The organism is Acinetobacter sp. 1207_04 (assembly GCF_052850415.1).
On the sequence record NZ_VXCQ01000013.1, the window covers coordinates 87,104 to 113,896 of the forward strand.

At 40.0% G+C, this 26,793-nt stretch carries 22 protein-coding genes and 1 pseudogene; 19 read left to right on the top strand and 4 right to left on the bottom strand.

What is annotated here, in order from left to right:
• Positions 1-76: 76 nt before the first annotated feature.
• The gene (locus tag FW754_RS12675) at positions 77-538 is read left to right on the top strand and encodes a hypothetical protein (RefSeq protein WP_446324840.1); all 462 of its coding nucleotides are present in this window, start codon (positions 77-79) and stop codon (positions 536-538) included.
• Positions 535-1,197 carry a Cap15 family cyclic dinucleotide receptor domain-containing protein gene (locus FW754_RS12680; RefSeq protein WP_446324841.1) on the top strand — a complete coding sequence of 221 codons (663 nt, stop codon included), beginning with the start codon at positions 535-537 and terminating at the stop codon, positions 1,195-1,197. Before FW754_RS12675 ends, FW754_RS12680 begins: the two co-directional genes overlap by 4 nt.
• Before the next feature lie 322 nt (positions 1,198-1,519).
• On the opposite strand, the gene FW754_RS12685 is transcribed toward FW754_RS12680, so the two are convergent.
• The 3 genes from FW754_RS12685 to FW754_RS12695 all read right to left on the bottom strand — a co-directional run bounded on the left by FW754_RS12685 (position 1,520) and on the right by FW754_RS12695 (position 6,243).
• On the bottom strand, positions 1,520-2,794 hold the full coding sequence (locus tag FW754_RS12685; protein WP_446324842.1) for a ribonucleotide-diphosphate reductase subunit beta: 1,275 nt from the start codon (positions 2,792-2,794) through the stop codon (positions 1,520-1,522).
• A gap of 142 nt (positions 2,795-2,936) precedes the next feature.
• Positions 2,937-3,068 (bottom strand): preprotein translocase subunit YajC, encoded by a 132-nt coding sequence (locus FW754_RS12690; RefSeq protein WP_409511152.1) that lies wholly within the window; start codon positions 3,066-3,068, stop codon positions 2,937-2,939.
• 346 nt (positions 3,069-3,414) lie between these two features.
• Complete coding sequence (locus FW754_RS12695; protein ID WP_446324843.1) at positions 3,415-6,243, bottom strand: ribonucleoside-diphosphate reductase subunit alpha; 2,829 nt, start codon at positions 6,241-6,243, stop codon at positions 3,415-3,417.
• Positions 6,244-6,841: 598 nt separating this feature from the next.
• Here FW754_RS12695 and bfmR point away from each other — a divergent pair.
• Both bfmR and bfmS read left to right on the top strand, forming a co-directional pair.
• Positions 6,842-7,558 carry a response regulator transcription factor BfmR gene (bfmR, locus tag FW754_RS12700; RefSeq protein WP_409511155.1) on the top strand — a complete coding sequence of 239 codons (717 nt, stop codon included), beginning with the start codon at positions 6,842-6,844 and terminating at the stop codon, positions 7,556-7,558.
• Between the two features lie 63 nt (positions 7,559-7,621).
• A complete protein-coding gene (bfmS, locus tag FW754_RS12705) occupies positions 7,622-9,247 on the top strand; it encodes a sensor histidine kinase BfmS (RefSeq protein WP_419347633.1) in 1,626 nt (541 codons plus the stop codon).
• A 72-nt stretch (positions 9,248-9,319) separates the two neighbouring features.
• On the opposite strand, the gene FW754_RS12710 is transcribed toward bfmS, so the two are convergent.
• Positions 9,320-9,676, bottom strand: a complete 357-nt coding sequence (locus FW754_RS12710) for a hypothetical protein (protein ID WP_446324844.1) — start codon at positions 9,674-9,676, stop codon at positions 9,320-9,322.
• A 728-nt stretch (positions 9,677-10,404) separates the two neighbouring features.
• Here FW754_RS12710 and ndhC point away from each other — a divergent pair.
• The 15 genes and pseudogenes from ndhC to FW754_RS12785 all read left to right on the top strand — a co-directional run.
• Positions 10,405-10,953, top strand: coding sequence for an NADH-quinone oxidoreductase subunit A (gene ndhC / locus FW754_RS12715; RefSeq protein ID WP_409511158.1), 549 nt, complete (start codon positions 10,405-10,407; stop codon positions 10,951-10,953).
• Positions 10,954-10,960: 7 nt separating this feature from the next.
• A complete protein-coding gene (locus FW754_RS12720) occupies positions 10,961-11,638 on the top strand; it encodes a NuoB/complex I 20 kDa subunit family protein (protein ID WP_409511159.1) in 678 nt (225 codons plus the stop codon).
• Positions 11,639-11,726: 88 nt separating this feature from the next.
• The gene (nuoC, locus tag FW754_RS12725; protein ID WP_419347636.1) at positions 11,727-13,514 is read left to right on the top strand and encodes an NADH-quinone oxidoreductase subunit C/D; all 1,788 of its coding nucleotides are present in this window, start codon (positions 11,727-11,729) and stop codon (positions 13,512-13,514) included.
• A 13-nt stretch (positions 13,515-13,527) separates the two neighbouring features.
• Positions 13,528-14,037: an NADH-quinone oxidoreductase subunit NuoE gene (gene nuoE / locus FW754_RS12730; RefSeq protein WP_446324845.1), complete on the top strand. Its 510-nt coding sequence runs from the start codon at positions 13,528-13,530 to the stop codon at positions 14,035-14,037.
• Positions 14,034-15,362 (top strand): NADH-quinone oxidoreductase subunit NuoF, encoded by a 1,329-nt coding sequence (gene nuoF, locus FW754_RS12735; protein ID WP_409511162.1) that lies wholly within the window; start codon positions 14,034-14,036, stop codon positions 15,360-15,362. The genes nuoE and nuoF overlap by 4 nt, the downstream gene beginning before the upstream one ends.
• Before the next feature lie 11 nt (positions 15,363-15,373).
• A complete protein-coding gene (gene nuoG, locus FW754_RS12740) occupies positions 15,374-18,058 on the top strand; it encodes an NADH-quinone oxidoreductase subunit NuoG (RefSeq protein WP_409511163.1) in 2,685 nt (894 codons plus the stop codon).
• A gap of 2 nt (positions 18,059-18,060) precedes the next feature.
• Positions 18,061-19,074, top strand: a complete 1,014-nt coding sequence (gene nuoH / locus FW754_RS12745) for an NADH-quinone oxidoreductase subunit NuoH (RefSeq protein WP_446324846.1) — start codon at positions 18,061-18,063, stop codon at positions 19,072-19,074.
• An 18-nt stretch (positions 19,075-19,092) separates the two neighbouring features.
• On the top strand, positions 19,093-19,635 hold the full coding sequence (gene nuoI, locus FW754_RS12750) for an NADH-quinone oxidoreductase subunit NuoI (protein WP_446324847.1): 543 nt from the start codon (positions 19,093-19,095) through the stop codon (positions 19,633-19,635).
• Positions 19,635-20,153: an NADH-quinone oxidoreductase subunit J gene (nuoJ, locus tag FW754_RS12755; RefSeq protein WP_409511219.1), complete on the top strand. Its 519-nt coding sequence runs from the start codon at positions 19,635-19,637 to the stop codon at positions 20,151-20,153. Before nuoI ends, nuoJ begins: the two co-directional genes overlap by 1 nt.
• Positions 20,153-20,461, top strand: a complete 309-nt coding sequence (nuoK, locus tag FW754_RS12760; protein WP_409511165.1) for an NADH-quinone oxidoreductase subunit NuoK — start codon at positions 20,153-20,155, stop codon at positions 20,459-20,461. The genes nuoJ and nuoK overlap by 1 nt, the downstream gene beginning before the upstream one ends.
• Positions 20,458-22,347, top strand: a complete 1,890-nt coding sequence (gene nuoL, locus FW754_RS12765; RefSeq protein ID WP_446324848.1) for an NADH-quinone oxidoreductase subunit L — start codon at positions 20,458-20,460, stop codon at positions 22,345-22,347. Before nuoK ends, nuoL begins: the two co-directional genes overlap by 4 nt.
• Positions 22,348-22,354: 7 nt before the next feature.
• Complete coding sequence (gene nuoM / locus FW754_RS12770) at positions 22,355-23,965, top strand: NADH-quinone oxidoreductase subunit M (protein ID WP_409511220.1); 1,611 nt, start codon at positions 22,355-22,357, stop codon at positions 23,963-23,965.
• Positions 23,966-23,968: 3 nt separating this feature from the next.
• Positions 23,969-25,525, top strand: coding sequence for an NADH-quinone oxidoreductase subunit NuoN (gene nuoN, locus FW754_RS12775; RefSeq protein WP_409511167.1), 1,557 nt, complete (start codon positions 23,969-23,971; stop codon positions 25,523-25,525).
• Positions 25,526-25,646: 121 nt separating this feature from the next.
• Positions 25,647-26,282: a uracil phosphoribosyltransferase gene (gene upp / locus FW754_RS12780; protein ID WP_409511168.1), complete on the top strand. Its 636-nt coding sequence runs from the start codon at positions 25,647-25,649 to the stop codon at positions 26,280-26,282.
• 72 nt (positions 26,283-26,354) lie between these two features.
• Positions 26,355-26,793: pseudogene (locus tag FW754_RS12785) on the top strand (hypothetical protein); the annotation flags it as partial.

Below are 26,793 nucleotides of genomic sequence, written 5' to 3' on the forward strand. Positions count from 1 at the left end.
GCTCTATATTATTTTATGAGTTCCTCGTTGTTATGGGGTAAGTGAAAAACAATAGTGCGTATCTACAGGTCATTTCATGTCTTTATTATCTGAATTTTCAATATATCACTCGTTAGAAGAAGTTTGTTTAAATAGTAATGAGAGTTTCTCAGGCTTAGGAATAGTATATTACTCTAGTCTTGATAATCTCCCATTCATTAGTTTGCAGAAAATGAATCTATCTAGTGATCTGCAATCTAAGAGCTTTATAAAAATAATGCAAGAAATATCAAAGACAACATCAGTTTTTCATGATGGTTTTCATTTTTTTGATATTAATTCTTCTAAAATCACTCATATTTCTCAATATATATCACCAGTGTTGTTAGGTGTAAATGAAAGAGAAGTTGATAAAATTACTCCTTGTGGCGCACGTGAAATGACTGCTTTTCTAACATCTTATATAAAAGGAGTATATTGCGTTGGTTTGGTAAGTGTAAATAAAAAAATAAAAATTTTTAAAGATGGGGGAATTGTTTGTAAGAAGGATGGGTTATGAATTTTATAGTATTGACATTTAAAGAATTAAAGAAAGTAATCTATCTTTTTTTAGGAATCGGATTCATATGTTTTTTTATTTTAAAGCTTCCTTTTTTCTTGGAAAAACATAATTTGTCTATTATTCAGATGATTTCAACCTCAATAACAGTATCTTTCTTTGTTTTAGGTATTCTGTTGAGTTCAATAATATTTAAATATAAAGTTTTATCTAAAATAATTGGTAAGCCCACAGTACATGGCTTATGGAAAGGTGAACTTAAAAGTAACTTTAAAATAGATGGTAAACAAATTGAACCTATTGAGATTTATTTTTATATAAAACAGACTTTTTTGTTTACAACTATAAAATCATTTACTTCCAATCAAAAATCTGAGTCTGTAATCGCAGCTTTATCATATGATTCAACCTCAGAGAAAATTAAATTTTTGTATACTTACACTTTGCATAGAACAAAAAATAGCGAAAATAAAATGACTTTTGGTAGTGGTGATTTAAGTTTAATTAATAATGGTAATAAATTAGTAGGAATATATTGGACTAATGAAAATACGCGTGGTGAAATAGAGTTAAAATTAATAGATAGAGATTGCGATAGTATTGACTCATTTGAGATGGCCTGTTCCCATTATATACTTTGTAGTTCGGAAAATAATTAGAAGTCTAAGATTTAGAGTGATTTATTAGTAATAGAGTTTTGTTTTGTAAAATGGAGTCAAACATTAGGCTCCATTTTTTGGATGTTTTTAATCTCGTACGATTGTAATGGTAATCCCCCCCGAAAAATAAAAGGAATTAAAAGTAGAATTTTCTCTTAAGATAGAAGCAGGAGATTCAGCATTTCAAATAAATTTTCATTTACTGCTTGAAAATTGATGACTGAATATAAAAAAAGCCTATCTAGTTAGATGGGCTTTTTTTATAAGGAAATTTCATTTGTCGCTAAGGAAAACTTATATGTCGTCTTACGATATCAATAGATTACCAGCTTAAAGCGCCACCAGTCTGATAGTCAGTAACACGCGTTTCAAAGAAGTTCTTCTCTTTACGTAAATCCATCATTTCAGACATCCATTGGAATGGATTATTTACACCAGCAAATTGTTCAGGTAAGCCAAGTTGTGCTAAACGACGGTTTGCAATGAACTTCAGGTATTCCTCCATCATTGCAGCATTCATACCTAATACGCCACGTGGCATAGTGTCACGCGCATATTCAATTTCAAGCATTGTACCTTCAAGAATCATTTGAATAATTTCTTCTTGGAACTCTGCTGTCCATAAACCTGGGTTTTCAATTTTGATTTGGTTAATCATATCGATACCGAAGTTTAAGTGCATAGATTCATCACGTAAAATGTATTGGAATTGCTCAGCAACACCATTCATTTTATTGCGACGACCCATAGATAAAATCTGACTGAAACCACAGTAAAAGAAGATCCCTTCAAGAACACAGTAGAATGCAATCAGGTTGCGAAGCAAAATTTGATCGTTTTCAGGTGTACCTGTTTGGAATGTTGGATCACATAAAGATTGAGTATATTTCAGGCCCCACGCTGCTTTACGTGCAACACTTGGTACTTCACGGTACATGTTGAAGACTTCGCCTTCATCCATACCTAAAGATTCGATACAGTATTGATAAGCATGTGTGTGAATCGCTTCTTCAAATGCTTGACGTAAAATGTATTGACGGCATTCAGGGTTGGTAATGTGGCGGTAAATTGCCAATACCAAGTTGTTTGCAACCAATGAATCGGCAGTAGAGAAGAAACCAAGTGAGCGCATAACAATGGTGCGTTCATCTTCAGTTAAGCCATTTTCAGATTTCCATAATGCAATATCTTGCGTCATGTTCACTTCTTGTGGCATCCAGTGGTTTGCACACCCATCTAGATACTTTTGCCAAGCCCATTCGTATTTGAATGGTACAAGTTGGTTCAAGTCAGCACGACAGTTGATCATTGCTTTGTCATCAACTTGAACGCGTTGAGCACCCATTTCAAGCTCTTCTAAGCCTGGTGCAACATCTAAAGTTTCTAAGGCGTTAGATGCTCTTGCCAATGGATCGGCTGGATCTGTTGGTCGATTGTTATTGGCTCTAGCGGGTTGTGATGCTGCCACACTCGGCGCTGAGTGCTGTGCATCAGATACCACTTGTGAATTAGTCGTTTTCTGCGGTTCGATGGGCGCAGGCTGGTCAGCTTGTTTCGGTTCATCATCTTCGAAATCGTCCCAACTTAGGATAGACATATCAATTCTCTCTTCGTTGCTTTATATCTTTTGTTTAGACATCTCAAGCAAGAGATGTCTTACTATACGCTCATTATGTGTAAGCAAAATTAAGTTTTACCGATGACTGTCTTAATCTTGTTCGATAGATTGGGTGTCGATACTACTTATTTTGCTTACGCTGGTGTTGTTTACGAATGGCAAAAAATGCATACGCGACAGGAACATAAAAAATCAAAAAGGCTAAGATTAGTACAAAAATGCCTAACTCGTAGTTATGACTTAAATGGAACATTTCCTAGCCTCTGTAAATTTGATAAAACTAAAAATTACGAATAATTTTTAGTAAAAAAACTTCTGAATACCAAACACTAATCCACTTACAATGCTTATGCCACCATATATTTTGTAGGCGAAAGGCGATCTAAGTCCTTTAGTAATTATCAAGCTCATTACGGTTAAGACCATCATGGATTGAATAACTGTCATTTCTCTAACAGATGGTTTGTACTTCCATCCAAAGATATCTATTTCTTTTTTCATAATTATTCATTCTAAATAACTATGCCACGTAGCCACGTTTGAAATTTTCAGAGAGGCTACTGGCGTAGCCTATATTCTGAGTAGATACCTTTAGTTAATTACTGACAAGCCTCACAATCAGGATTGTCAATTGAACACGCCATTGGCACTGGTGCTGCATTTGCAAAACCATCGTCTTCAACAGCTTCAGATTTTTTCGCTTCAACAGCGGGTGTTGCTACAACAGGAGTCGCAACCGTTGTTGCTTTAACTGCGTTCAATGCACCAGTATTGATTGTTGATTTTTCAGCAGAAGTCGCACCCAAAGCACGGAGGTAATAAGTGGTTTTAAGACCACGCAACCATGCCATTTTGTACGTCATATCAAGTTTCTTACCATTTGCACCAGCGATGTAAAGGTTAAGAGATTGTGCTTGATCGATCCATTTTTGACGGCGTGATGCAGCATCAACAATCCAACGAGGCTCAACTTCGAATGCTGTTGCAAAAATTGCTTTTAATTCTTCAGGAATACGAGCAATTTTTTGTACAGAACCTTCAAAATGTTTCAGATCATTCACCATCACAGAGTCCCAAAGACCACGATCTTTTAACGCGCGTACTAGGTACGGGTTGATCACTGTAAATTCACCAGAAAGGTTAGATTTTACATAGAGGTTTTGGAATGTTGGCTCGATTGACTGAGAAACACCACAAATGTTTGAAATGGTTGCAGTTGGCGCAATTGCCATCACGTTTGAGTTACGCATACCGTCTTTTTGAACTTTGGCACGTAAAGTGTCCCAGTCTAAGCGTTGAGTACGGTCAACTTCGAACATACGTTCTGGGCGTGATTTTGCAACGATGTCTAAAGAGTCAATTGGTAAGATGCCTTGATCCCACAATGAACCTTTAAATGTTTCGTATGTACCACGTTCAACGGCTAAATCGCTTGAAGTTGAAATTGCGTAGTAGCTGATGACTTCCATAGATTCATCAGCAAACTCTACAGCTGCATCTGAACCATAAGCAAGATTCATTTCATATAAAGCATCTTGGAAGCCCATGATACCCATACCTACAGGACGATGTTTCAAGTTTGATGTACGTGCTTGAGGAACAGCGTAGTAGTTGATGTCAATTACGTTGTCGAGCATACGAACTGCTGTTTTAACAGTACGCGCCAATTTCTCACGGTCTAAAACACCACCTTGAACGTGTTGTACAAGGTTAATCGAACCTAAGTTACATACTGCAATTTCATCTTTATTTGTATTTAAAGTGATTTCAGTACAAAGGTTAGATGAGTGAACAACACCCACGTGTTGTTGTGGTGAACGTAAGTTACATACGTCTTTGAATGTGATCCAAGGATGACCTGTTTCAAATAACATAGATAACATTTTGCGCCATAAGTCTTTCGCACGAATGACTTTGTGTAGCATATTATTTTCTTTTGCGATGCCTTCGTAGTGCGCATAGCGTTCAGCAAACTCAAGACCTGTTAAATCATGTAGATCAGGTGTTTCAGAAGGTGTGAACAGTGTCCATTCACCATCTTCAAATACACGTTGCATAAATAGGTCAGGAACCCAGTTTGCTGTGTTCATGTCATGCGTACGGCGACGGTCATCACCTGTATTTTTACGAAGCTCTAGGAATTCTTCAATATCCAAGTGCCAAGTTTCAAGGTATGCACACACTGCACCTTTACGTTTACCACCTTGGTTTACTGCAACAGCAGTATCGTTGGCAACTTTAAGGAAAGGAACTACACCTTGTGATTTACCGTTAGTTCCTTTGATGTATGAGTTCAAAGCACGAACGGGTGTCCAGTCATTACCCAAACCGCCTGCCCATTTAGACAACATTGCGTTATCACGCATTGCGCCATAAATATCAAACAAGTCATCATCAATAGTGGTCAAATAACAGCTTGATAACTGAGGACGAAGCGTACCTGAGTTAAACAATGTTGGTGTAGATGCCATGTAGTCGAAGCTAGACAATAAGTCATAAAATTCGATTGCACGATCTTCACGGTTTTCTTCATTGAGTGTAAGACCCATTGATACACGCATATAGAACAATTGCGGTAATTCAAAACGTACGCCATCTGAATGGATGAAGTAACGGTCAAACAATGTTTGTAGACCTAAATAGGTAAATTGATTTGAGCGTTCTGGTTTGATCGCAGCAGCCAATTTAGCAAGGTCAAAGTTCAATAATTCTGGAGAAAGAAGATCAAGCTCAATACCTTTCTTTAAGAAAGTTTCAAGTGCATCGCCTTCAACTGTATCCGTTGCTAATTCTAAGAATGCTAAACCTGTGCTTACAAGCTCATCACGAAGTAAACGAGCAGTCACATAAGTATAGTTTGGTTCTTGTTCAATGCGTGTGCGAGTCGCCATCATCATCGTGGTTGCAATATCAGATGCTTTTACACCGTTATATAAGTTTTTAACGGTTTCATCGATTACAGCTTGAATGTTGATGCCTTCCAAGCCTTCACTTGCTTTTTCAATTGTTGCTTGTAACTTGCTTAAATCGAGTGGCTGAAGCTGACCTTTCGCATCGGTAATTTGGAGCGTTGGGTGATGATGTGCATTGGTTTGCTGACGAGCAGTTGTGCGTTGTTCACGGTAAATAACATAAGAGCGAGCTACTTTTTGCTCACCTGTACGCATTAGTGCAAGTTCAACCTGATCTTGAATCTCTTCAATATGAATCGTTCCACCAGAAGGTAAGCGACGGCTGAATGTATTCATCACCATTTCTGTTAATTGTGTAATACGGTCGTGAATACGGCTTGAGTCAGCACTTTGCTGACCTTCAACTGCAAGGAAGGCTTTGCCAATCGCAACAGATATTTTATCTGCATCAAAAGGTGCAACATCACCTGTACGTTTGATCACTTGAAGTTGACCGGGTGTGGTAATTACGCTCATTGTCAGCATAGCTCCATTGACATCATTGTTATGTTTATAAGCCGTTTGAATCGCACTGGAGCTAAAAAATAGTCAGGTCACGATATTTGAGGTTAAACACAAGACTTAGTGGTTTAATTTAGGTTTAGACACAAGATACGGTAATTTTTAGGTGAGATCAATATTGACATTTTGAGAAAGTTTTTTCCCTGATCAATCAGTTTTTCTACCTAGACTTGTCTATTTACAATTAGATTTGTTATATGCCTTATCAGACAAGGGCATAGCATAACAAAGACAAAACAAAGTGCTTATAGATAACTATGTGGATAAGTAAAAAAGGTGTTAACTGATCAGCTATATTATGAGCAATGAAATATTTTGTTTAAAAATTAATCGTAAATATGTGTGTTGTGCCAAGCTTTCTAGTTACATACAAATACATGTTAAAAGCGAATTGAATTCAATTGATAAAAAAAGATAACAAATTGATATTTACATGTATCAGTTTGGTGAATGGGGTCTTGTTTACAATGTAAACGTGTGTATATTGCCAATTATAGTGTGTTGAATCTGCGACATTTACAGTAGATATGGAAACAAATTACAGGGGTCTTGTATGAGCCAGGAAGAAAAATTACCAAAAATTCTAATTGTTGAAGATGATGAGCGTCTTGCACGCCTTACTCAAGAATATTTGATTCGTAATGGGTTGGAAGTCGGGGTAGAGCCTGATGGTAATCGTGCGATTCGTAGAATTATTGCTGAGCAGCCAGACATGGTTGTACTTGATGTCATGTTGCCGGGTGCGGATGGCTTAACCGTTTGTCGTGAAGTTCGTCCACATTATCATCAACCGATTTTGATGTTAACTGCACGTACAGAAGATATGGATCAAGTTCTTGGCCTAGAGATGGGTGCAGATGACTACGTTGCAAAACCTGTACAGCCTCGTGTTTTGTTAGCGCGTATACGTGCTTTATTACGCCGTACAGACAAAACACCAGACGATGAAGTAGCACAACGTATCGAATTTGATGATCTTGTGATTGATAATGGTGGTCGCTCAGTCACTCTTAATGGTGAGTTGGTTGACTTTACCAGTGCTGAATATGACTTGTTATGGTTGTTAGCATCGAATGCTGGTCGTATTTTATCGCGCGAAGATATTTTTGAACGTCTGCGTGGCATTGAATATGATGGTCAAGATCGCTCGATTGATGTGCGTATTTCACGTATTCGTCCAAAAATTGGTGATGACCCTGAAAATCCAAAACGTATTAAAACTGTGCGTAGTAAAGGTTACTTGTTTGTAAAAGAAACCAATGGTCTATAAATGAGTATTGGGGCTATAAATTGCCCCAATTTCCAATAGGCGAATTGTCGGTGGGTGAAGGGCGTGTCTAGACACAGTATATTTTTGCGAATTTACGCAGGATTGGTCATTTTAGTATTTCTTGTGGCGATTTTTGGTTATCTGCTGGTTCAGGTTATTAATTATCAACGTGCACAAGAATACCGAGAGTCGCTCACTGACGGTATTTCGTTTGTAATTAGCGAGGGTGTGGCAAGACAGCAAACCCAACAGCAAAAAATGGATTGGATCTCGGATGCTTCAGATTTGCTGGAGCTTCCTATTTATTATCTTGATGCCTCAAAAGTTGAATTATCTCGTACTGAAGAAAAGCGAATAGCAGAGCGTAAAGCAGTTGTTCGCTATGATGCTGAGAAAAAAACGGCTTACCTTGTGATTGGGATGAAAAATGATCCGAAACACTATTTATATATAAAGATTGAATCAATTGGTGAAAAGCAGATGAAAGCTTTGCCAATTTTTATTCTCGATTATTTAGTGTACTACCCGGGTCAAGAGCAAGAATATCTTAAAAAAATTCAACAACATTTTTATTATCCTGTTGATATTAAAAAAACGGCGGAATTGAATTTAGATTCTGAACAGATTGGACGTTTACGAGCAGATCAAGGTGTGATTGTGTATCGAGATAGTGCTAGCGAAAATGGCACAAATATCTCGGTATTATATCCAATGCCGAATGCACTTGGTTCAGTTTTGGTTATGGGTCCAATTCCAATGTTTAATTGGATGCCATTTAAACTTGCTGCAGGCATCACCTTATTTAGCCTATTTCTCATTAGTTTAGGGGTTTACGGTTTAATTGTCCCTATACAGCGAAAATTGCGTCAGGTTAATCAAGCTTTAGATGTGATTCGAACAGGCGATATGAGTATGCGTGTGCCTGTTGAAGGTCGCGATGAAATGGCGAGTTTGGCAAGTAGTTATAATGGTATGTCGGATCATATTGAGCGTTTGATTGAGTCGCAACGAGAGTTAATGCGGGCGGTATCTCATGAGCTACGAACCCCTGTTGCACGCATTCGTTTTGCGCTTGAAATGCTTGCAGATGAAGATGAATATGAATATCGAATTCAGCAAGTCGAAATGATTGATAAAGATATTGAAGCTCTCAATACTTTGATTGATGAAATTATGACATATGCCAAGTTGGAACAGGGGACACCATCCCTCGATTTTGAAAATATTATTTTGGTTGACGTACTTGAGCAGGTTGCAGTTGAAACAGAAGCTTTAAAAACGCATAAAATTATTCATTTAAACCCCTTGTCAGACACAGTGCGCGTAGATGCTGAACGTCGTTATTTGCATCGTGTTGTACAAAACTTGGTAGGTAATGCCATTCGGTATTGTGATAAACAAGTGACTTTGTCAGGTGGTATCGATGAAGAAACGAAGATGGCTTATGTTTGTGTTGAAGATGATGGCCCTGGAATTCCAGAAGAAGACCGTAAGCGAGTTTTTGAAGCATTTGCACGTTTAGATGATAGTCGGACACGTGCATCGGGCGGGTATGGTTTAGGCTTATCTATTGTGAGTCGGATTGCATATTGGTTTGGTGGTACGATTCAAGTAGATGCAAGTCCAACATTAGGTGGTGCGCGTTTCACTATGTCATGGCCTGTGACCCGATTTAAAAAGAAAATATGAATCATAAAAAAAGCACCCTTAAAGGTGCTTTTTTTATGATTCATATTTACATTTAAACAAATTTTATTTTTATTATCGATGAACTGTGGCATCTGGTGGAACGATCAGTTTTCCTGATCGAAGTGCTTCTAATGCATCACTATTAAAATCAATCAGCAAGTTGTTTTCTTGTGCATTGATATAATAGTGGCTAATAATTTTTTGATCCCCATTAAGTGTATCTACTGTGTACTCATCTGCAATATTTAAAATACCTTCTAAATTGGTCGTGGTTGATGCGAGATCATGGCGAAAGAGCTCATAAATATCACGCAAGTCAAAAATGGCATTATTTGCATCAGGATGTTTTTTAATATACCCCTCAATATGACGAATCAGCAATTGAGCAAATAAAAAATAGTCAGGTTTGTGGCTGAAATTTACGTCCATATTGTTTGTCCTCTTTATTATTGGTTTTTAGCATATACCTTAAATGTAGTTTGAAATGTATAAGATTAATTAATCATGTTGCTTATTTGAAAAATAAATTGTTGATTGATGTACATTTTGTCTATTCATACAGCATAAATATACGGACCTAGGGTTTTATGTTGGGTGTTTTTGCTTGATTAGTATTTTTTTAATAAATATCAAATTGAGATAATATTTTCAAATAAAATAATGGAAACTAATTAATAATTTCTATTATTTCCTTATCTTGATAAAAATCATAAATTATTTTTTTGGTTTTATAGGTTGGTCAGAAGTAGGTGAGAGAGTGTAACAAGATATATTTAAAATACAATTTTATGATGAAATGATTGAATTTATATAAAAATAAACATTTTTTGAAATAATTTGACATATTCTAGATTTAATTTGGCTTGTTAAGTGTCTGATTTGTTATTTGTATTGTAAATTTGAGATACATTTTCGGAAATAATAATGACTTTTTCGATTTGAATCTAATTAAGCGATAGATTAGGTCTTTAAAGTGATAAATGCAGAGGAATTATGAAATTAGCATAAAAAATCATCCGAAAGACTTAGACCTATAAGCTAGCAACAGACCTGCTCAATCGGGTACAATTAGCCAGATTTATTTTGTGTTTGGTGTATTTACAAGGCCAATACATGCATTCTTTGTTAATAATAGGCCTGCCAGGAGTTATCCCCGCATGAGTGCCATTACTCCATACGACTGGGCAATCATTGCCTTCGTGATCGGCGTGACATTTTTATGTGTCTTTATGCTCACCGTTCCTTTACTCCTTGGGGGTAAATCATGGGGACGTGCGAAGCAAGAGCAATTTGAATCAGGTGTGGTTGGTGCTGGTGGTGCACGTATCCGCCTGTCTGCGAAGTTTTATCTTGTTGCAATTTTCTTTGTCGTCTTCGACTTAGAAGCTCTCTATCTTTATGCATGGGCTGCATCTGTGCGTGAAGTAGGTTGGGTTGGTTTTGTAACAGCCGCTGTATTTATTTTAGTTTTACTTGTTGGTCTAATTTACGAAATGTCGACTGGTGCGCTTAATTGGGCACCTTCAGATAAGCGTAAAGCAGCAGGAATTAAAGTTAAAATTGGTTCTCCTAATATGGACCTCGCAGAAATTACACGCTTTAACTCTATTGAAGAACTGGTAATGGATCCGACAGGAACAATTCCAGCTCAATCTTCTGGTCGTGTGAAAGATAAAACACCGACTCAGTCATCTGTAAAGGAGTAACCCGGGAATGAAATATACATTGACCCGTGCGAATCCAGAAGCTGACCAGTATCCACTTCAAGAGCGTCAGATTGTCACCGATCCGCTTGAAGATGAAGTGAATAAAAATGTGTTTATGACGCGTCTAGAAGACGTTGCACATACAGCTGTGAACTGGGGCCGTAAAAATTCATTATGGCCTTTTAACTTTGGTACTTCATGCTGCTACGTAGAATATGCAACAACCTTAACAGGTGTGCATGACTTGTCGCGTTTTGGTGCCGAGGTTATTCGTGCTTCACCACGTCAAGCTGACTTGATGATTGTTGCAGGAACTTGTTTTGTGAAAATGGCGCCAGTTATTCAGCGTCTATATGAACAAATGCTTGAACCTAAATGGGTCATCTCAATGGGTGCATGTGCAAACTCAGGTGGTATGTATGACATTTACTCTGTCGTTCAGGGTGTCGACAAAATCATTCCTGTAGATGTGTATGTTCCAGGTTGTCCGCCACGTCCAGAAGCTTTGATCCAAGCACTTTTATTGCTTCAGGATCAGATTCAATTGGAACGCCGTCCGCTTTCTGCCGTAATTGGTGATGATCTTAAGCCTGTATATAAGCCAAAGATGATGCCAGAACGTGATCGTAAGAATGCTGAACGTATTGCGGTGAAAAACTTACGTTCAATGGACGAAATTGAGTAATTTTTTCTGATGAATGTTTGACATATCTAAGACGGATATGATCATCGGAAAATTTGACAGAATTTGTATTAAATAGGAAGCCAAGCCAATGGCTGAAACTGAAATTGCTATGCCAGAATCAGCGCCTGTTGATTCCCGCCCAGCATTTGCGATCGTAGAAGATCTCAAAGCCAAATTTGGCGAGAACTTTTACGTGCAAACAACCTTTGAAGACTTTCCAACAGTCTGGGTTGAGCGTGCTCGCGTACAAGAAGTTTTAATGTTCTTACGTACAGTGTCACGTCCTTACGTGATGCTATTCGACTTGTCTGCGGTAGATGAGCGTTTACGTACACATCGTGATGATTTACCTGCATCTGACTTCACTGTGTTCTATCACTTGTTATCGCTTGAGCGTAACAGTGATATTCGTATCAAAGTTGCGTTAAACGAGAATGATATTAACATTCCGACTGCAACCAATATTTGGCCAAATGCCAACTGGTACGAACGTGAAGCATACGATATGTTCGGGATCAATTTCGAAGGGCATCCAATGCTCCGTCGTATTTTGTTGCCAACCTATTGGGAAGGTCATCCACTTCGTAAAGAATATTCTGCACGTGCAACTGAATATACACCGTATATGCAGAACCAAGCGAAGCAAGATTTTGAGCAAGAACACTTACGTTTCGTTCCCGAAGATTGGGGTTTAAGTCGTGGTAATGCCGACGAAGACTTCATGTTCTTGAACTTGGGACCGAACCATCCATCTGCGCACGGTGCATTCCGTGTAATTTTGCAGCTTGATGGCGAAGAAGTGAAAGACTGTGTGCCTGATATTGGTTATCACCACCGTGGTGTGGAAAAGATGGCTGAACGTCAAACGTGGCATTCATTCATTCCTTATACCGACCGTGTTGACTACTTGGGTGGTTGTGCGCAGAACATGCCTTATGTGATGGGTGTAGAGCAAATGGCGGGAATTACAGTTCCTGATCGTGCGCAATGTATCCGTGTCATGATGTCTGAATTATTCCGTATCAATAACCATTTATTGTATTTGGGTACAGCGATTCAGGATGCCGGCGGTATGACTCCAGTATTCTATATGTTTGCTGACCGTCAAAAAATCTATGATGCGATAGAAGCAATCACAGGTTTCCGTATGCACCCAGCATGGTTCCGTATTGGTGGTACTGCACACGATCTTCCAAATAATTGGCAGAAACTGATCAAAGATATTTTAGATTGGCTACCAAAACGTTTGAAGGAATACCATACAGCAGCATTGAAAAACTCAGTGTTTATTGGTCGTACACGTAATGTTGCTCAATATGATGCTAAATCTGCATTGGCTTGGGGTGTTACAGGTACAGGTTTGCGTGCAACAGGTATTGATTTTGACGTACGTAAATATCGTCCATACAGTGGCTATGAAAACTATGATTTTGAAGTTCCTGTAGAGTACGAAGGCGATGCGTATGCACGTGTTATGGTTCACTATCGTGAAATCGAAGAATCATTGAAAATCGTCAAACAGTGTTTGGATAACATGCCTTCTGGTCCTTATAAAGCGGATCATCCATTGGCAGTTCCACCACCAAAAGACAAGACTTTACAAGATATTGAAACCTTGATTACGCACTTCTTGAGCGTGTCATGGGGTCCTGTAATGCCTGCTGGTGAAGCATCAGTCATGGCAGAAGTGGTAAAAGGTGCATCGAACTACTACTTGACTTCTGATAAGTCAACGATGAGTTATCGTACCCGTATTCGTACACCAACGTTCACTCACTTGCAGCAAATGCCTTCCGTGATTAACGGCAGTCTTGTATCTGACTTGATCATTTATTTAGCGACAATTGACGTCGTTATGGCTGACGTGGATCGCTAAGGGGCAACGCATTATGATGATTTTGACTGATAAAAAGCCACGTGTGACTATTGAAGGAATTTTGACTGCGGACGAAATTCATGAAATTGAACATCACATTGAGCATTATCCATACCCACGTGCGGCGTGTTTAGATGCGTTAAAGCATGTACAACGCCGTAATGGTTGGGTCGATGATGCACAAATGAATGCAATTGCTCAAATGTTAAGTATGAGTGTTGCAGATTTAGAAGGTGTTGCAACTTTCTATAACCGTATTTACCGTCAACCAGTGGGTCGTCACGTAATTTTATTATGTGATTCGATTGCTTGCTTCTTGATGGGTGCGGAAACTTTAGCAGAAGCATTCCAACGTGAATTGGGGATTCAGTACGGTCAAACGACTGCCGATAACCGTTTCACTTTGCTTCCAATCTGCTGTTTAGGGAACTGTGACAAAGGTCCAACTTTGATGATTGATGAAGATACTCACGGTCTAGTTGAAGTGACATCTGTTAAACAGCTCTTGGAGAAGTATGTATGAATACTGAACCAAAACCAATTTATGGCGAAGGTAACCCTGAAACTCACCCATTAACATGGCGTTTGAGTAAACAGGAACACGTTCGCAGTGCAGATGATTACGAAGCACTTGAAGGCTATGCAGGCTTTAAAAAAGCATTGGAAATGCCACCGAAAGATGTACTTGAAATCATTAAAGCAGCGACTGTTAAAGGTCGTGGTGGTGCAGGTTTCCCAGCAGGGATTAAATGGTCACTCATGGCGCCAAATGATGGCGGTCCTCGTTACCTGATCTGTAATGCCGATGAAATGGAGCCAGGGACATTCAAAGACCGTTTGTTGATGGAAAAACTTCCACATCAATTGATCGAAGGGATGTTGATTGCAGGTTATACCTTAGAAGCAACACAAGGTTATATCTTCATTCGTGGTGAATACATTGAAGCTGCAGGCTACTTAACTGAAGCTTTAGCACAAGCACGTGCCAAAGGTTACTTGGGTGAAAATATCCTTGGAACAGGTTGGAACTTCGATATGCATGTGCATACCGGTGCGGGTCGTTATATTTGTGGTGAAGAAACTGCATTGATTAACTCGCTTGAAGGTCGCCGTGCAAATCCTCGTACTAAACCACCTTTCCCACAAGTTGCAGGTGCTTGGGGTCGTCCTACGATTGTCAACAACGTAGAAACGTACAACAACTTACCGGCAATTATGCTTCGTGGTCCTGAATGGTATAACGGTTTATCTCAAGGTAAATCGAAAGATCCAGGCACAAAAATTTATGGTGCATCAGGTAAAGTGAAATTCCCTGGTCTTTGGGAGCTTCCTTTTGGTACGACTGCGCGTGAAGTGATTGAAGACTATGCTGGTGGTATGCGTGATGGCTTGAAGCTTAAAGCATGGTTACCTGGTGGTGCATCGACTGACTTTTTGGCAGCAGAGCACATCGATCTTCCTATGGATGCGGAAACAATCATGAAAGCGGGTTCACGTTTAGGTACGTGTTTGCTTATGGTTGTAGATGAAACTCAATGTATGGTTTCAGCAACACGTAACTTAGAAGAATTCTTTGCACGTGAATCATGTGGTTTTTGTACTCCTTGTCGTGATGGATTGCCTTGGGCGGTTAAAGCGCTTAAAGCAATCGAAGATGGCACAGGTAAGAAAGAAGATATCGATCATTTACAGGAGCTTACTCGTAAGCTTTGGATTGGTAAAACTTTCTGTGCTCACGCACCTGGTGCAATGGAACCATTAATGGGTGCACTCAAATATTTCCGTAGCGAGTTTGAAGCGAAGGTAGTCGATGCTGCCGCTCAAATTAGCAACGTAGAACAAGCTTAAGGAATTCGACTATGGCTACAATTCATGTCGATGGCAAATCTTACGAAGTCGATGGCTCAGAAAACTTGCTACAAGCGTGTTTAAGTCTGGGTATTGATATCCCGTATTTTTGTTGGCATCCATCCTTAGGTTCTGTCGGTTCTTGTCGTCAATGTGCTGTGACTCAATATGCGAATCCGGAAGATACCCGTGGTCGTTTGGTCATGTCATGTATGACACCTGCATCTGACAATACCTATATCTCAATTGAAGACAAAGAAGCGACTTCGTTTCGTGAATCAATTGTAGAATTCTTAATGACAAACCACCCACATGACTGTCCAGTTTGTGAAGAAGGTGGTCATTGCCATTTACAAGATATGACTGTGATGACACAGCATGACCGTCGTCGCTATCGTTTTACTAAGCGTACACACCATAACCAAGAGTTAGGCTCGTTTATTTCGCATGAAATGAACCGCTGTATCGCGTGTTATCGTTGTGTTCGTTATTACAACGATTATGCTGGCGGTACAGACTTTGGTGTGTATGGTAATGCATCACGTGTTTACTTCGGTCGCCCAGAATCAGGTGCTTTAGAGTCTGAATTTTCTGGCAACTTGACTGAAGTATGCCCAACAGGTGTATTTACCGATAAAACACATTCTGCACGTTATAACCGTAAATGGGACATGCAGTATGCGCCAAGCGTATGCCAAGGCTGTTCTTCAGGTTGTAATATTTCTCCAGGTGAACGCTATGGTGAGATTCGTCGTGTAGAAAACCGTTTCAACGGTGAAGTGAACCAATACTTCCTTTGCGATAAAGGTCGTTTTGGTACAGGTTATGTGAACCTTGAAAATCGTCCACGTCAACCGCAGTTCCGTAAAGGCACAAATGTTGAAACTGTATCTGTAGATGCTGCGCTTGATTCCGTAATCGAAGCAATTCAAGGTAAAAAAGTATTAGGAATTGGCTCGCCGCGTGCGTCTTTAGAGTCAAACTTTGCACTTCGTGAATTGGTTGGGCAAGAAAACTATTCAACAGGTTTATCTCAAAAAGAGCAAAATCTAGTTGAGCTTGCTGCATCAATCATGCAAACCGAAGGTGTTTATAACCCAGGTATGCGTGAAATTGAAAGCTATGATGCAGTACTGATTCTAGGTGAAGATTTAACGCAAACTGCACCACGTATGGCATTGTCTGTTCGCCAAGCTGCGAAAAATAAAGCCAAAGAAATGGCTGCAGAACGTCGTACACAAGAGTGGTTGGCTGAGCCGTTACAACGTATTGCACAAGATGCTAAATCTCCGATTTACATTTTAGCTGCAACACAAACACGTCTTGCTGATGTTGCTGCGGGTGAAGTTGTTGCTTCTCCAAATGACATTGCACGTTTAGGTTTTGCAGTTGCTGCAGGCGTTAAAGGTGAAGCGATTCTTGGTTTAGATGACGATGCAAAAGCATTTGCTCAAACCATTGCTGATACTTTAAAAGCTGCGAAAAAACCGTTGATTATTTCAGGTACAAGTTTACAAGATGCTGCGATCATGGAAGCTGCTGCACAAGTTGCACAGAACCTTGGTGGCAATGCAGGCTTGACTTTAACTGTTCCTGAAGTGAACTCAATGGGTCTTGCATTGTTTGGTGGCTTAAGCCTAGAGCAAGCATTTGCTCAAGATTACGACTCAATCATGATTGTGGAAAATGACTTATACCGTCGTTTACCTGCAAAACAAGTTCAAGCTGCATTTGCAAAAGCAAAAAATGTGATTGTTCTTGATCATACTGAAACTGAAACTGTAAAAGCTGCGACCGTTGTTCTGTCTGCTGCAAGTTTTGCTGAAGGTGATGGTACAGTTGTATCTCAAGAAGGTCGTGCTCAGCGCTTCTATCAGGTTTATGATCCGTCATATTACAAGCCTGAACTTGCGATTAAAGAATCTTGGCGCTGGTTGCATGCCATTGAAACTGGTGTGCAAGGTAAAGCGATTGCATGGACTGTGCTTGATGATGTGATTGAAAGTCTTGCTAAAAATGTGCCTACACTTGAAGCGATTCAAGATGTTGCACCAAATGCAGGCTTCCGTGTACATGGCTTAAAAATTGCCCGTGAACCACGTCGTTATTCAGGTCGTACAGCAATTCGTGCGCCACTTTCAATTCATGAACCAAAACAACCTGTCGATAAAGACTCTGCATTAGCATTCTCTATGGAAGGTTATGTTGGTGATCAAACTCCATCTGCATTGGTTCCATTTGCATGGTCTGCGGGTTGGAACTCACCACAATCTTGGAATAAATTCCAAGACAAAGTGGGTGGTCATTTGAAAGGTGGTGATTCAGGCGTGCGTCTATTTGACCGTTTGAATAAGCGTCCTGTCCGTACTTTCGTTGCGCCAGCTGTTGTTGTCGTGAATCCTGAAAGCTTCCGTCTTGTCCCGATGCATCATATTTTTGCATCAGGCGAATTTACGACGAAAACACCAGCGATGGAAACACGTATTCCAAATGCTGTGTTTGCAGTCGGTGAACAAGATGCAGCACGTTTGAAGGTTCAAGAAGGTCAAAACATTACGGTGAAAGCAGGCGAAACTGAAATCAGTCTTCCTGTACAAGTCATCGAATATTTACCTGCAGGTTATATTGGTTACCCAGTTGGTCAAGCACCTACGGTTTCTCTTGCTGAACCTGTATCTGTAGCGGTAGGAGTGTAATCATGAATGAAGCTTTACGCGCCTTACCGACTTGGGCACAGGACTGGCCAGTTGCTTACTCAGTACTTCAAGCAATTGTCATCTTATTGGCTGTGGTTTTACTCGCAGCATTGATGTCATTTGTTGAACGTCGTTTACTGGGTTTGTGGCAAGACCGTTATGGTCCTAACCGTGTTGGTCCAGGCGGTATGTTCCAAATCGTTGCCGACATGCTTAAAATCATGTTCAAAGAAGATTGGACACCAAAGTTTGTTGATAAATTAACGTTCCGTATGGCACCTGCAGTTGCAATGGCAACTGCGGTACTGTCGTTCATGGTTATTCCTGTTTCACCTTACTTAGGTGTTGCAGATATGAGCATTGGTCTATTGTTCTTTATGGCAATGGCAGGTATTGCAGTTTATGCAGTACTGTTCGGTGGTTGGTCATCAAATAACAAATATGCATTGCTCGGTGGTTTACGTTCTGCTGCTCAAACCATTTCTTATGAAGTGTTCTTGGGTATTTCATTGATGGGTGTTGTGGCGATTGCAGGTTCATTTAACTTGCGTGACATCGTTGAAGCTCAACGTGATGTCTGGTTCGTGATTCCACAGTTCATTGGCTTTATGGTATTCGTGGTTGCGGGTGTAGCGGTAACGCATCGTCATCCATTTGACCAACCTGAAGCTGAGCAAGAACTTGCGGAAGGTTACCATGTAGAATACGGCGGTATGAAGTGGGGGATGTTCTTCGTTGCTGAATACGTGAACGTGATCTTAATTTCAGCGTTGATTGTTACGTTGTTCTTCGGCGGTTGGTTAGCGCCATTTAACTTAGATATTCCATTCATTCCAGATGCGTTCTGGTTCATTATCAAAACAGCATTCTTTGTGATGATGTTTGTCTTGGCTCGTGGTTCTTTAATGCGTCCACGTTATGATCAAGTGATGAATTTTGGTTGGAAAGTATGTTTACCATTAGCGTTAGTCAACCTTTTGGTGACTGGTGCTGTGATTCTGATGAATCAAGCCTAGGACAGCAGGGAGTACAAAATGTATAAAATTCTAGCTGGAGTAGGGTCGATCGTACGTTCATTGTGGATGGTGTTCAGCCATGTCACACGTAAACGTGACACGATTTTATATCCTGAAGTACCAGCCGAACAGATCGCACCACCACGTTACCGTGGTCGTATCGTGTTGACACGTGACCCAGATGGTGAAGAACGCTGTGTTGCGTGTAACCTGTGTGCGGTTGCATGTCCTGTAGGTTGTATTTCACTACAAAAAGCTGAAAAAGAAGATGGTCGTTGGTATCCAGAGTTTTTCCGTATCAACTTCTCACGCTGTATTTTCTGTGGTATGTGTGAAGAAGCATGTCCAACCACTGCAATTCAGTTAACACCTGATTTTGAATTGGGCGAATACGTTCGTCAGGATCTTGTGTACGAAAAAGAAAACTTACTGATCTCGGGTCCTGGTAAATATCCAGACTACAATTTCTACCGTGTAACTGGTATGGCAATTGATGGTAAAGAGAAAGGTCAAGCACAGCGTGAAAGCGCACCTGTAGACGTACGGAGCTTATTACCATGATGTGGCCATTTTATTTAATGGCTCTTGTGGCCATTGTTTCTACAATCCGTGTTGTAACCAATGCAACGCCAGTTCACGCATTGTTGAGCTTGATTGTTTCATTGTTGGCAGTGGCAGGTATGTTCCTGACCATTGGAGCACCTTTTGCAGCGGCACTTGAAATTATTGTCTATGCCGGCGCAATTATGGTGTTATTCGTATTCGTTGTGATGATGCTGAATCTTGGTCAAGAGACTGTAGATCAAGAGCGTAAATGGTTAACTTCAGATGCTTGGGCAGTACCAGCGATGTTGAGCTTCTTGATGGGCTTATGCTTAGTATGGATGTTGTCTGGTGACTATACATCTACAGGCATGTTGCTCGGTACGCAAGTGATCGGCCCTAAATTGGTTGGTCAGGCACTCTTTTCACATTACGTATTGTTAGTTGAAGTTGCGGCAATGTTATTGCTTGCTGCACTTGTAGCTGCATACCACTTGGGCAAACGTGTACCAGGTGCAGATGAGGAGAAAGAATAATGGGCAACATTCCTTTAGAACATGGTTTGATCGTTGCATCTATCCTTTTTGCACTTGGTTTTTACGGTGTAATGGTTCGTCGCAATCTTTTATTTGTTCTTATGAGCTTAGAAGTGATGATGAATGCAGCAGCGTTTGCATTCGTTGTTGCTGGTAGTGCTTGGGTGCAACCAGATGGACAGATCATGTTTATTTTGATTTTGACACTTGCAGCTGCAGAGGCTTGTATTGGTCTTGCAATCGTCCTTCAGTTTTACCATCGCTTCCATCACTTGGATGTGGATGCAGCCAGTGAGATGCGCGGATGAGTTATTTATATCTAACGATTTTATTCCCGCTCATTGGTTTTGTCCTTTTAGCGGCAGGTCGTAATAAACTTCCTGAAAATGTAGCAGCAATTATTGGTGCAGGTTCTGTCGGCTTATCTGCTTTAGTCGCATTGATTGCAGGTATTGGTTTTGTAAACAATGGTTCAACGCCAGTGGTTCAAAACTTATGGACTTGGTTTAGCGTTGGTGATTTTGCACCGGGCATTAGTTTGCACCTTGATGGTCTATCATTACTCATGATGGGCATGGTAACAGGTGTAGGCTTCCTGATTCATATCTTTGCAACGTGGTATATGCGTGGCGAAGAAGACTTTGCACGTTTCTTCTCTTACTTCAACTTATTCGTTGCAAGCATGCTTGTACTTGTATTGGGTGACAACTTAGCGTTGTTATTCTTAGGTTGGGAAGGCGTAGGTTTATGTTCTTACCTATTGATTGGTTATTACTACCAAAACCCTGAAAATGGTTTTGCAGCAATCAAAGCATTTACAGTAACACGTGTGGGTGATGTATTTTTACTCATCGCATTGTTCTTACTTTTCCAACAATTTGGTACTTTGCACATTGGTACAATCGTTGCAGAAGCACCGAAAGTATTGGCATTGGATCATAACCTTGCACTTTGGACTTCACTCATGTTGTTCTTGGGTGCTGCAGGTAAATCAGCGCAAATTCCATTACAAACATGGTTAGCAGATGCGATGGCTGGTCCTACACCAGTATCAGCACTGATCCATGCAGCAACAATGGTTACAGCGGGTATTTACTTGTGCTGCCGAATGTTCTCTGTGTTTGAAATGACACCAGAAGTAATGCAGTTCATCTCAATTACAGGTGCTGTAACATTATTGGTTGCAGGCTTTGCTGCATTGGTTCAAACAGACATCAAACGTATTCTTGCTTACTCAACAATGAGTCAGTTGGGTTATATGTTTATGGCTGTGGGTGCTGAAGCATACCAAGCTGGTCTGTTCCATATGCTTTCTCACGCATTCTTTAAAGCGTTATTGTTCCTTTCTTCTGGTGCAGTGATTCTTGCGTATCATCACGAACAAAATATTTTTAAAATGGGTGGCTTGTTCTACAAGAACAAATTCCTGTTTGCATGTTTTGCCATTGGTGGTGGTGCATTAGCAGCAATTCCTTTCATTACTGTTGGTTTCTTCTCGAAAGATGCAATCTTGGGTGCTGTTTGGGTTCAAGGTCAGTCAATCGCAACTTTTGGCTGGTTGTATTGGGTGGGTGTAGCAGGTGCTTTCTTAACTTCAATTTATACATTCCGCTTAATTTGGGTTGTATTCTTTGGTAAAGAAAATACGCCATATCACGAAATCAAAGGCGCAACATATTGGGTGCCATTGGGTATTCTTGCTGTTCTTTCAACAGGTTTAGCTTATTTCCTTAAAGCACCCGTTGAAAAAGCACTGACAGCTGCAAACATTCCTGTATTTGAAGTTTCAGAAGCTTTAACACATGGCATGCATTCAGCTGAATATACTGCTGTCGGTATTGCGCTCGTTGGTCTTGCAGTTGGCGTCGTTTTATTTGCATTTGCTTATAATGCGGTTAAAGGGTTTGCAGCAACTTCATTTGGTGCAGGGCTTGTGAATATTTGCCGTAATGCATTTGGTTTTGATGCACTGTATAACCTTGTATTTGTTCAACCTTACTTGTTATTGGCGAAGATCTTTGGTCGTGATCCAATTGATGGCTTGTGGCTTCTTTTACCAGCCATTGTAAAAGGTGGTAATAAATTTACAAGTTCACGTCAGACGGGTCTATTACGCGAATATGCATCAAGTATGTCTCTTGGTGTAGTGGTTGTGTTGATGATCCTGATCGTGATTCAGGTCGTGGGGAAATAAGATGGAAATCACAAACAATTGGATTTTACCAGCGCTGATCCTCGTACCGTTCATTGCAGGTTTTGCTTGTTGGTTGGTCGATAAAATCGACCAACATCTACCACGTTATATTGCGTTGGTAGGGATGTTGGTTACACTAGGATTGACCATTTCTTTATGGCATTCTGGTACATATAACTATCAGTTGGGTGTAAGCGCACCAGAGTGGGCTGCACAGTTTAAAATTGAGTGGATTAAAACATTAGGCATTAACATTCACCTTGCTGTGGATGGTTTGTCACTTCTTATGGTCGGTTTGACTGCATTACTCGGTGTACTTGCAGTAGGCTGTTCATGGGGCGAGATTCAGAAAAACGTTGGCTTCTTCCATTTAAACCTTTTATGGTCTTTGGGTGGTGTCATTGGTGTTTTCCTTGCAATTGATATGTTCCTCTTCTTCTTCTTCTGGGAGATGATGCTAGTTCCAATCTATTTCTTGATTGCACTTTGGGGACATTCAGGTGCAGATGGTAAATCTCGCGTTTATGCTGCAACTAAATTCTTCATTTATACCCAAGTTGCGGGTCTGATTATGCTTGTCGGCATTTTAGGACTTGTGATTGCTGGTTATATGATGGGTGGTGGCATTGAATTTGGTTATACACATTTAATGGCTGTAGCAAATGCATTAGATGCTAACCCTGCAACATCAAGTTTTGCTTATGCATTGATGATCTGTTTCTTTATTGGTTTTGCAGTGAAGCTTCCTGTATTCCCATTACACGGCTGGTTACCCGATGCGCATGCGCAAGCACCAACAGCAGGTTCTGTTGACCTTGCAGGAATTCTAATCAAAACTGCGGCTTATGGTTTATTACGTTTCGTGATTCCATTCTTCCCAGCAGCATCTGCTCAGTTTGCAGATATCGCGATTATTCTTGGTTTGATCGGTATTTTCTACGGTGCAGTGTGTGCATTCCAACAAACAGATATGAAACGTCTGCTTGCGTACACATCTATTTCGCACATGGGCTTTGTTTTACTTGCACTTTATGCAGGTAATATTCTGACTTTCCAAGGCTTGATGATCATGATGCTTGCACATGGTTTATCTTCTGCTGCATTGTTCATTATGTGTGGTCAAGTTTACGAACGTTTGCACACACGTGATTTACGCTTGATGGGTGGTATTCGTGGTCAGTTCCAATATTTGCCATTCTTCTTGATGTTCTTTGTATCGGCACTTGTCGGTATTCCAGGACTAGGAAACTTTATTGGTGAATTCCTGATCTTGATGGGTTCATTTGGTAAATTCCCACTCTTTACAATTCTTGCCGCGGTGAGTTTGGTCTTTGCAGGTCTTTACGGTCTTATTCTCATCCACAAAGCTTTATTTGGTACGCCAAATGAAGAGCAGAAACAACATTATGCATCGCCTTTGAAAGATCTCAATGCACGTGAAATTGGTCTTCTTCTTGTTTGTGCGATTGGTTTGATTTGGTTGGGTCTGTACCCGCAAACGTTCCTTGATGTTTCAAATTCGAGCATGGCTTGGTTAGCAAATAGTTTTACGCCAACTCAAGATGTTGCTGATGCCGTTCAGCAAATTGCAACTCAACAAAATGTGGAGATCCAATAAGTCATGAACTTCACACTCTCTTTTTCCGACTTAATGCCTTTAGCACCAGTGATGATTGTGGCTTTGACCGCAATTGTCGTGATGATTCTAATTGCAATTAAACGAAACCATAATTTAATTGCAACAGTTTCAGTAATTGGTTTAAACCTTGCATTGCTCAATATCTTATTTACGCTTTTTGGTAAAGGATATGAACCTGCAACGGTGATGGGCATGTTTATGGTTGATCCATTTACATTGTTCTATCAAATTATTATTTTGATTGCTGCGCTTGCGTGTTTCACACTTTCTCATGCGTACATTGAAAATTATAAAGACAACCGTGAAGAATTGTACCTTTTGATGCTAATTTCAGTGTCAGGTGCAATGCTTATGGTTGCAAGCACACACTTCGCATCATTCTTTATTAGCCTTGAGTTAATGTCGATTCCTGTTTACGGTCTATTGGCATATACGTATCAACGTAGTAAATCGCTTGAAGCAGGGATTAAATACCTTGTTCTTTCAGCGACTGCTTCTGCAATGTTATTGATGGGTATGGCGTATGTGTATGCAACAGTAGGTTCATTATCATTTGCAGGTCAAGTTGATGAATTATTCTGGACATTGACGAAGACACAAAATCCAGAAGTGATGACTGCGTTACAAACGTATCTTGGTCAATATCACCAACTGATTGAATCTCCACTTGCGATTATTGGTTTGGGTCTAATCATTGCGGCAGTTGCGTTTAAATTGTCACTTGCACCATTCCATAAATGGACACCAGACGTTTATGCAGGTGCGCCTGCACCAATCGCAACATTCCTTGCAACGGTTTCTAAAGTTGCAATGATTGGTTTGTTGGTTCGTTACTTGTTGTCTTCAGGTGTGATTGGTATTGAATCAATCAAAACTGTAATTGTTGTCATTGCTGTTCTTTCGATTCTTGCAGGTAACTTACTTGCAGTGCGTCAAGTGAACTTGAAACGTATTCTTGCGTATTCATCAATTGCACACTTTGGTTACTTGTTATTGGGTCTTGTGAGTGCATCATTCCTCAGCCTAACATCAGTGGGTACTTATGTATTTACTTATGTGATTACCACCATTGGTGCGTTTGGTGTTGTGGCGTTGATGTCTAGCCCATACAACAATGTAGATGAAGCCGAATCACTTGCTGATTACCGTGGTTTGTTCTGGCGTCGTCCTGTATTGACTGCAACATTGACTGTAATGATGTTGTCACTTGCAGGTATTCCGTTGACAGCAGGCTTCATTGGTAAGTTCATGTTGGTGATGACAGTTGTGTCTCAACAACATTGGTTCTATGCGGCAATGATCGTGATTGGTAGTGGTATTGGTTTGTACTATTACTTACGTGTGATGGTTGTTCTATATATGACACCGCCTGAGACTCCTCGTATTGATGCAGATAAGCATTGGGGACAAAAAGCGGGTGGTATTATGGTACTTCTTGCTGCATTGCTTGTAATCGTTGTAGGTGTTTACCCAGATCCGATTATTGCTTTGGCGAATCAAGCTCAAATGCTTGCACCATTACATTTAGTACTTCAGTAATCCAAAAAAACGATAGCTGTTAACAAAAAAAGCCCTCATTCATTGAGGGCTTTTCTTATTTCTTATATAAAAAACATTTATACTATCCATATTATATTGTTCGCTTTTTAGGTGTTCTCCCGTGTCTATCCAAGAAATTCGCCATCCACTTATCCGCCATAAATTAGGTTTATTACGCCGTGCGGAAATCAGTACTAAAAACTTTCGTGAGCTTGCACAAGAAGTCACTATGTTGCTTACTTATGAAGCAACTAAAGACTTACCAATGGTTGACCATGAAATTGATGGTTGGAATGGTAAAGTGACTGTAGATCGGATTGCGGGTAAAAAAATTACAGTTGTGCCAATTTTACGTGCAGGTATTGGTATGCTTGATGGCTTCTTAAGCCTTATTCCAAGTGCAAAAGTATCTGTACTCGGTTTAGAGCGTGACGAAGAAACTTTAGAAGCACGAACTTATTATAAAAAATTAGTTCCTGATGTACAAAATCGTATTGCCATGATTATTGATCCAATGTTGGCAACAGGTTCATCACTTGTTGCTGCAATTGATGCATTGAAAGCAAGTGGTTGTAAAGACATCCGTGTGATGGTTCTTGTTGCTGCACCTGAAGGCATTAAACGTGTTGAAGATGCGCATCCTGATGTTACGATTTTCACCGCTTCTATTGATGATGGTTTAAATGAAAATGGCTATATCGTTCCTGGTTTAGGCGATGCAGGCGATAAAATTTTTGGTAGTGTTCAAAAAGATTAAAATTGAGTATTATAAAGAGGAGGTTAATAACCTCCTTTTTTATTTTAATTATAATAAAATGAGTACTTCATTATGTTCTATAAGGGGTTGGTCACAATTTATGACAAAGTAACCAAAAAGGGCCACATTGTATTATTAGACAATGAACAAGAGCTTATTTTTGCTAGTGCAGACTTTCCAAATTCAAATATTGCTCCTCATATTGGTGAACGAATTAAGTGTTCTATTATAGAAAAAAATGGTGTGCTACACGCAAATCTGATTGTCCGATTAGATTATAAAAATGCAGCTTATACGCAAGAAATAGAAGTGAAAAAGAATAGTTTTGATATTGTTCGTCAGTCTATGACACCACTTGTAACGCTTGCAGCAGATGGTATTCAAATCAACAAACAAGCCGATTTACAAAATAGCACTGAACAACACTTGCCTAGAGTAGAGTTAAACATCAACGCTGTGGAATCTGTGGAATCTGTGGAATCTGTGGAATCTGTGGAATCTGTGGAATCTG

Bases quoted from the DNA above. Each gene is read 5' to 3' on its own strand.
- FW754_RS12675 (WP_446324840.1), top strand. From the start codon at position 77: ATGTCTTTATTATCTGAATTTTCAATATATCACTCGTTAGAAGAAGTT.
- FW754_RS12690 (WP_409511152.1), bottom strand. From the start codon at position 3,068: ATGTTCCATTTAAGTCATAACTACGAGTTAGGCATTTTTGTACTAATC.
- FW754_RS12695 (WP_446324843.1), bottom strand. From the start codon at position 6,243: ATGAGCGTAATTACCACACCCGGTCAACTTCAAGTGATCAAACGTACA.
- nuoG (WP_409511163.1), top strand. From the start codon at position 15,374: ATGGCTACAATTCATGTCGATGGCAAATCTTACGAAGTCGATGGCTCA.
- nuoK (WP_409511165.1), top strand. From the start codon at position 20,153: ATGGGCAACATTCCTTTAGAACATGGTTTGATCGTTGCATCTATCCTT.
- nuoJ (WP_409511219.1), top strand. From the start codon at position 19,635: ATGTGGCCATTTTATTTAATGGCTCTTGTGGCCATTGTTTCTACAATC.
- bfmR (WP_409511155.1), top strand. From the start codon at position 6,842: ATGAGCCAGGAAGAAAAATTACCAAAAATTCTAATTGTTGAAGATGAT.
- FW754_RS12710 (WP_446324844.1), bottom strand. From the start codon at position 9,676: ATGGACGTAAATTTCAGCCACAAACCTGACTATTTTTTATTTGCTCAA.
- FW754_RS12720 (WP_409511159.1), top strand. From the start codon at position 10,961: ATGAAATATACATTGACCCGTGCGAATCCAGAAGCTGACCAGTATCCA.
- nuoL (WP_446324848.1), top strand. From the start codon at position 20,458: ATGAGTTATTTATATCTAACGATTTTATTCCCGCTCATTGGTTTTGTC.
- nuoE (WP_446324845.1), top strand. From the start codon at position 13,528: ATGATGATTTTGACTGATAAAAAGCCACGTGTGACTATTGAAGGAATT.
- nuoF (WP_409511162.1), top strand. From the start codon at position 14,034: ATGAATACTGAACCAAAACCAATTTATGGCGAAGGTAACCCTGAAACT.
- FW754_RS12680 (WP_446324841.1), top strand. From the start codon at position 535: ATGAATTTTATAGTATTGACATTTAAAGAATTAAAGAAAGTAATCTAT.
- nuoI (WP_446324847.1), top strand. From the start codon at position 19,093: ATGTATAAAATTCTAGCTGGAGTAGGGTCGATCGTACGTTCATTGTGG.
- FW754_RS12685 (WP_446324842.1), bottom strand. From the start codon at position 2,794: ATGTCTATCCTAAGTTGGGACGATTTCGAAGATGATGAACCGAAACAA.
- ndhC (WP_409511158.1), top strand. From the start codon at position 10,405: ATGAGTGCCATTACTCCATACGACTGGGCAATCATTGCCTTCGTGATC.
- nuoH (WP_446324846.1), top strand. From the start codon at position 18,061: ATGAATGAAGCTTTACGCGCCTTACCGACTTGGGCACAGGACTGGCCA.
- nuoC (WP_419347636.1), top strand. From the start codon at position 11,727: ATGGCTGAAACTGAAATTGCTATGCCAGAATCAGCGCCTGTTGATTCC.
- nuoN (WP_409511167.1), top strand. From the start codon at position 23,969: ATGAACTTCACACTCTCTTTTTCCGACTTAATGCCTTTAGCACCAGTG.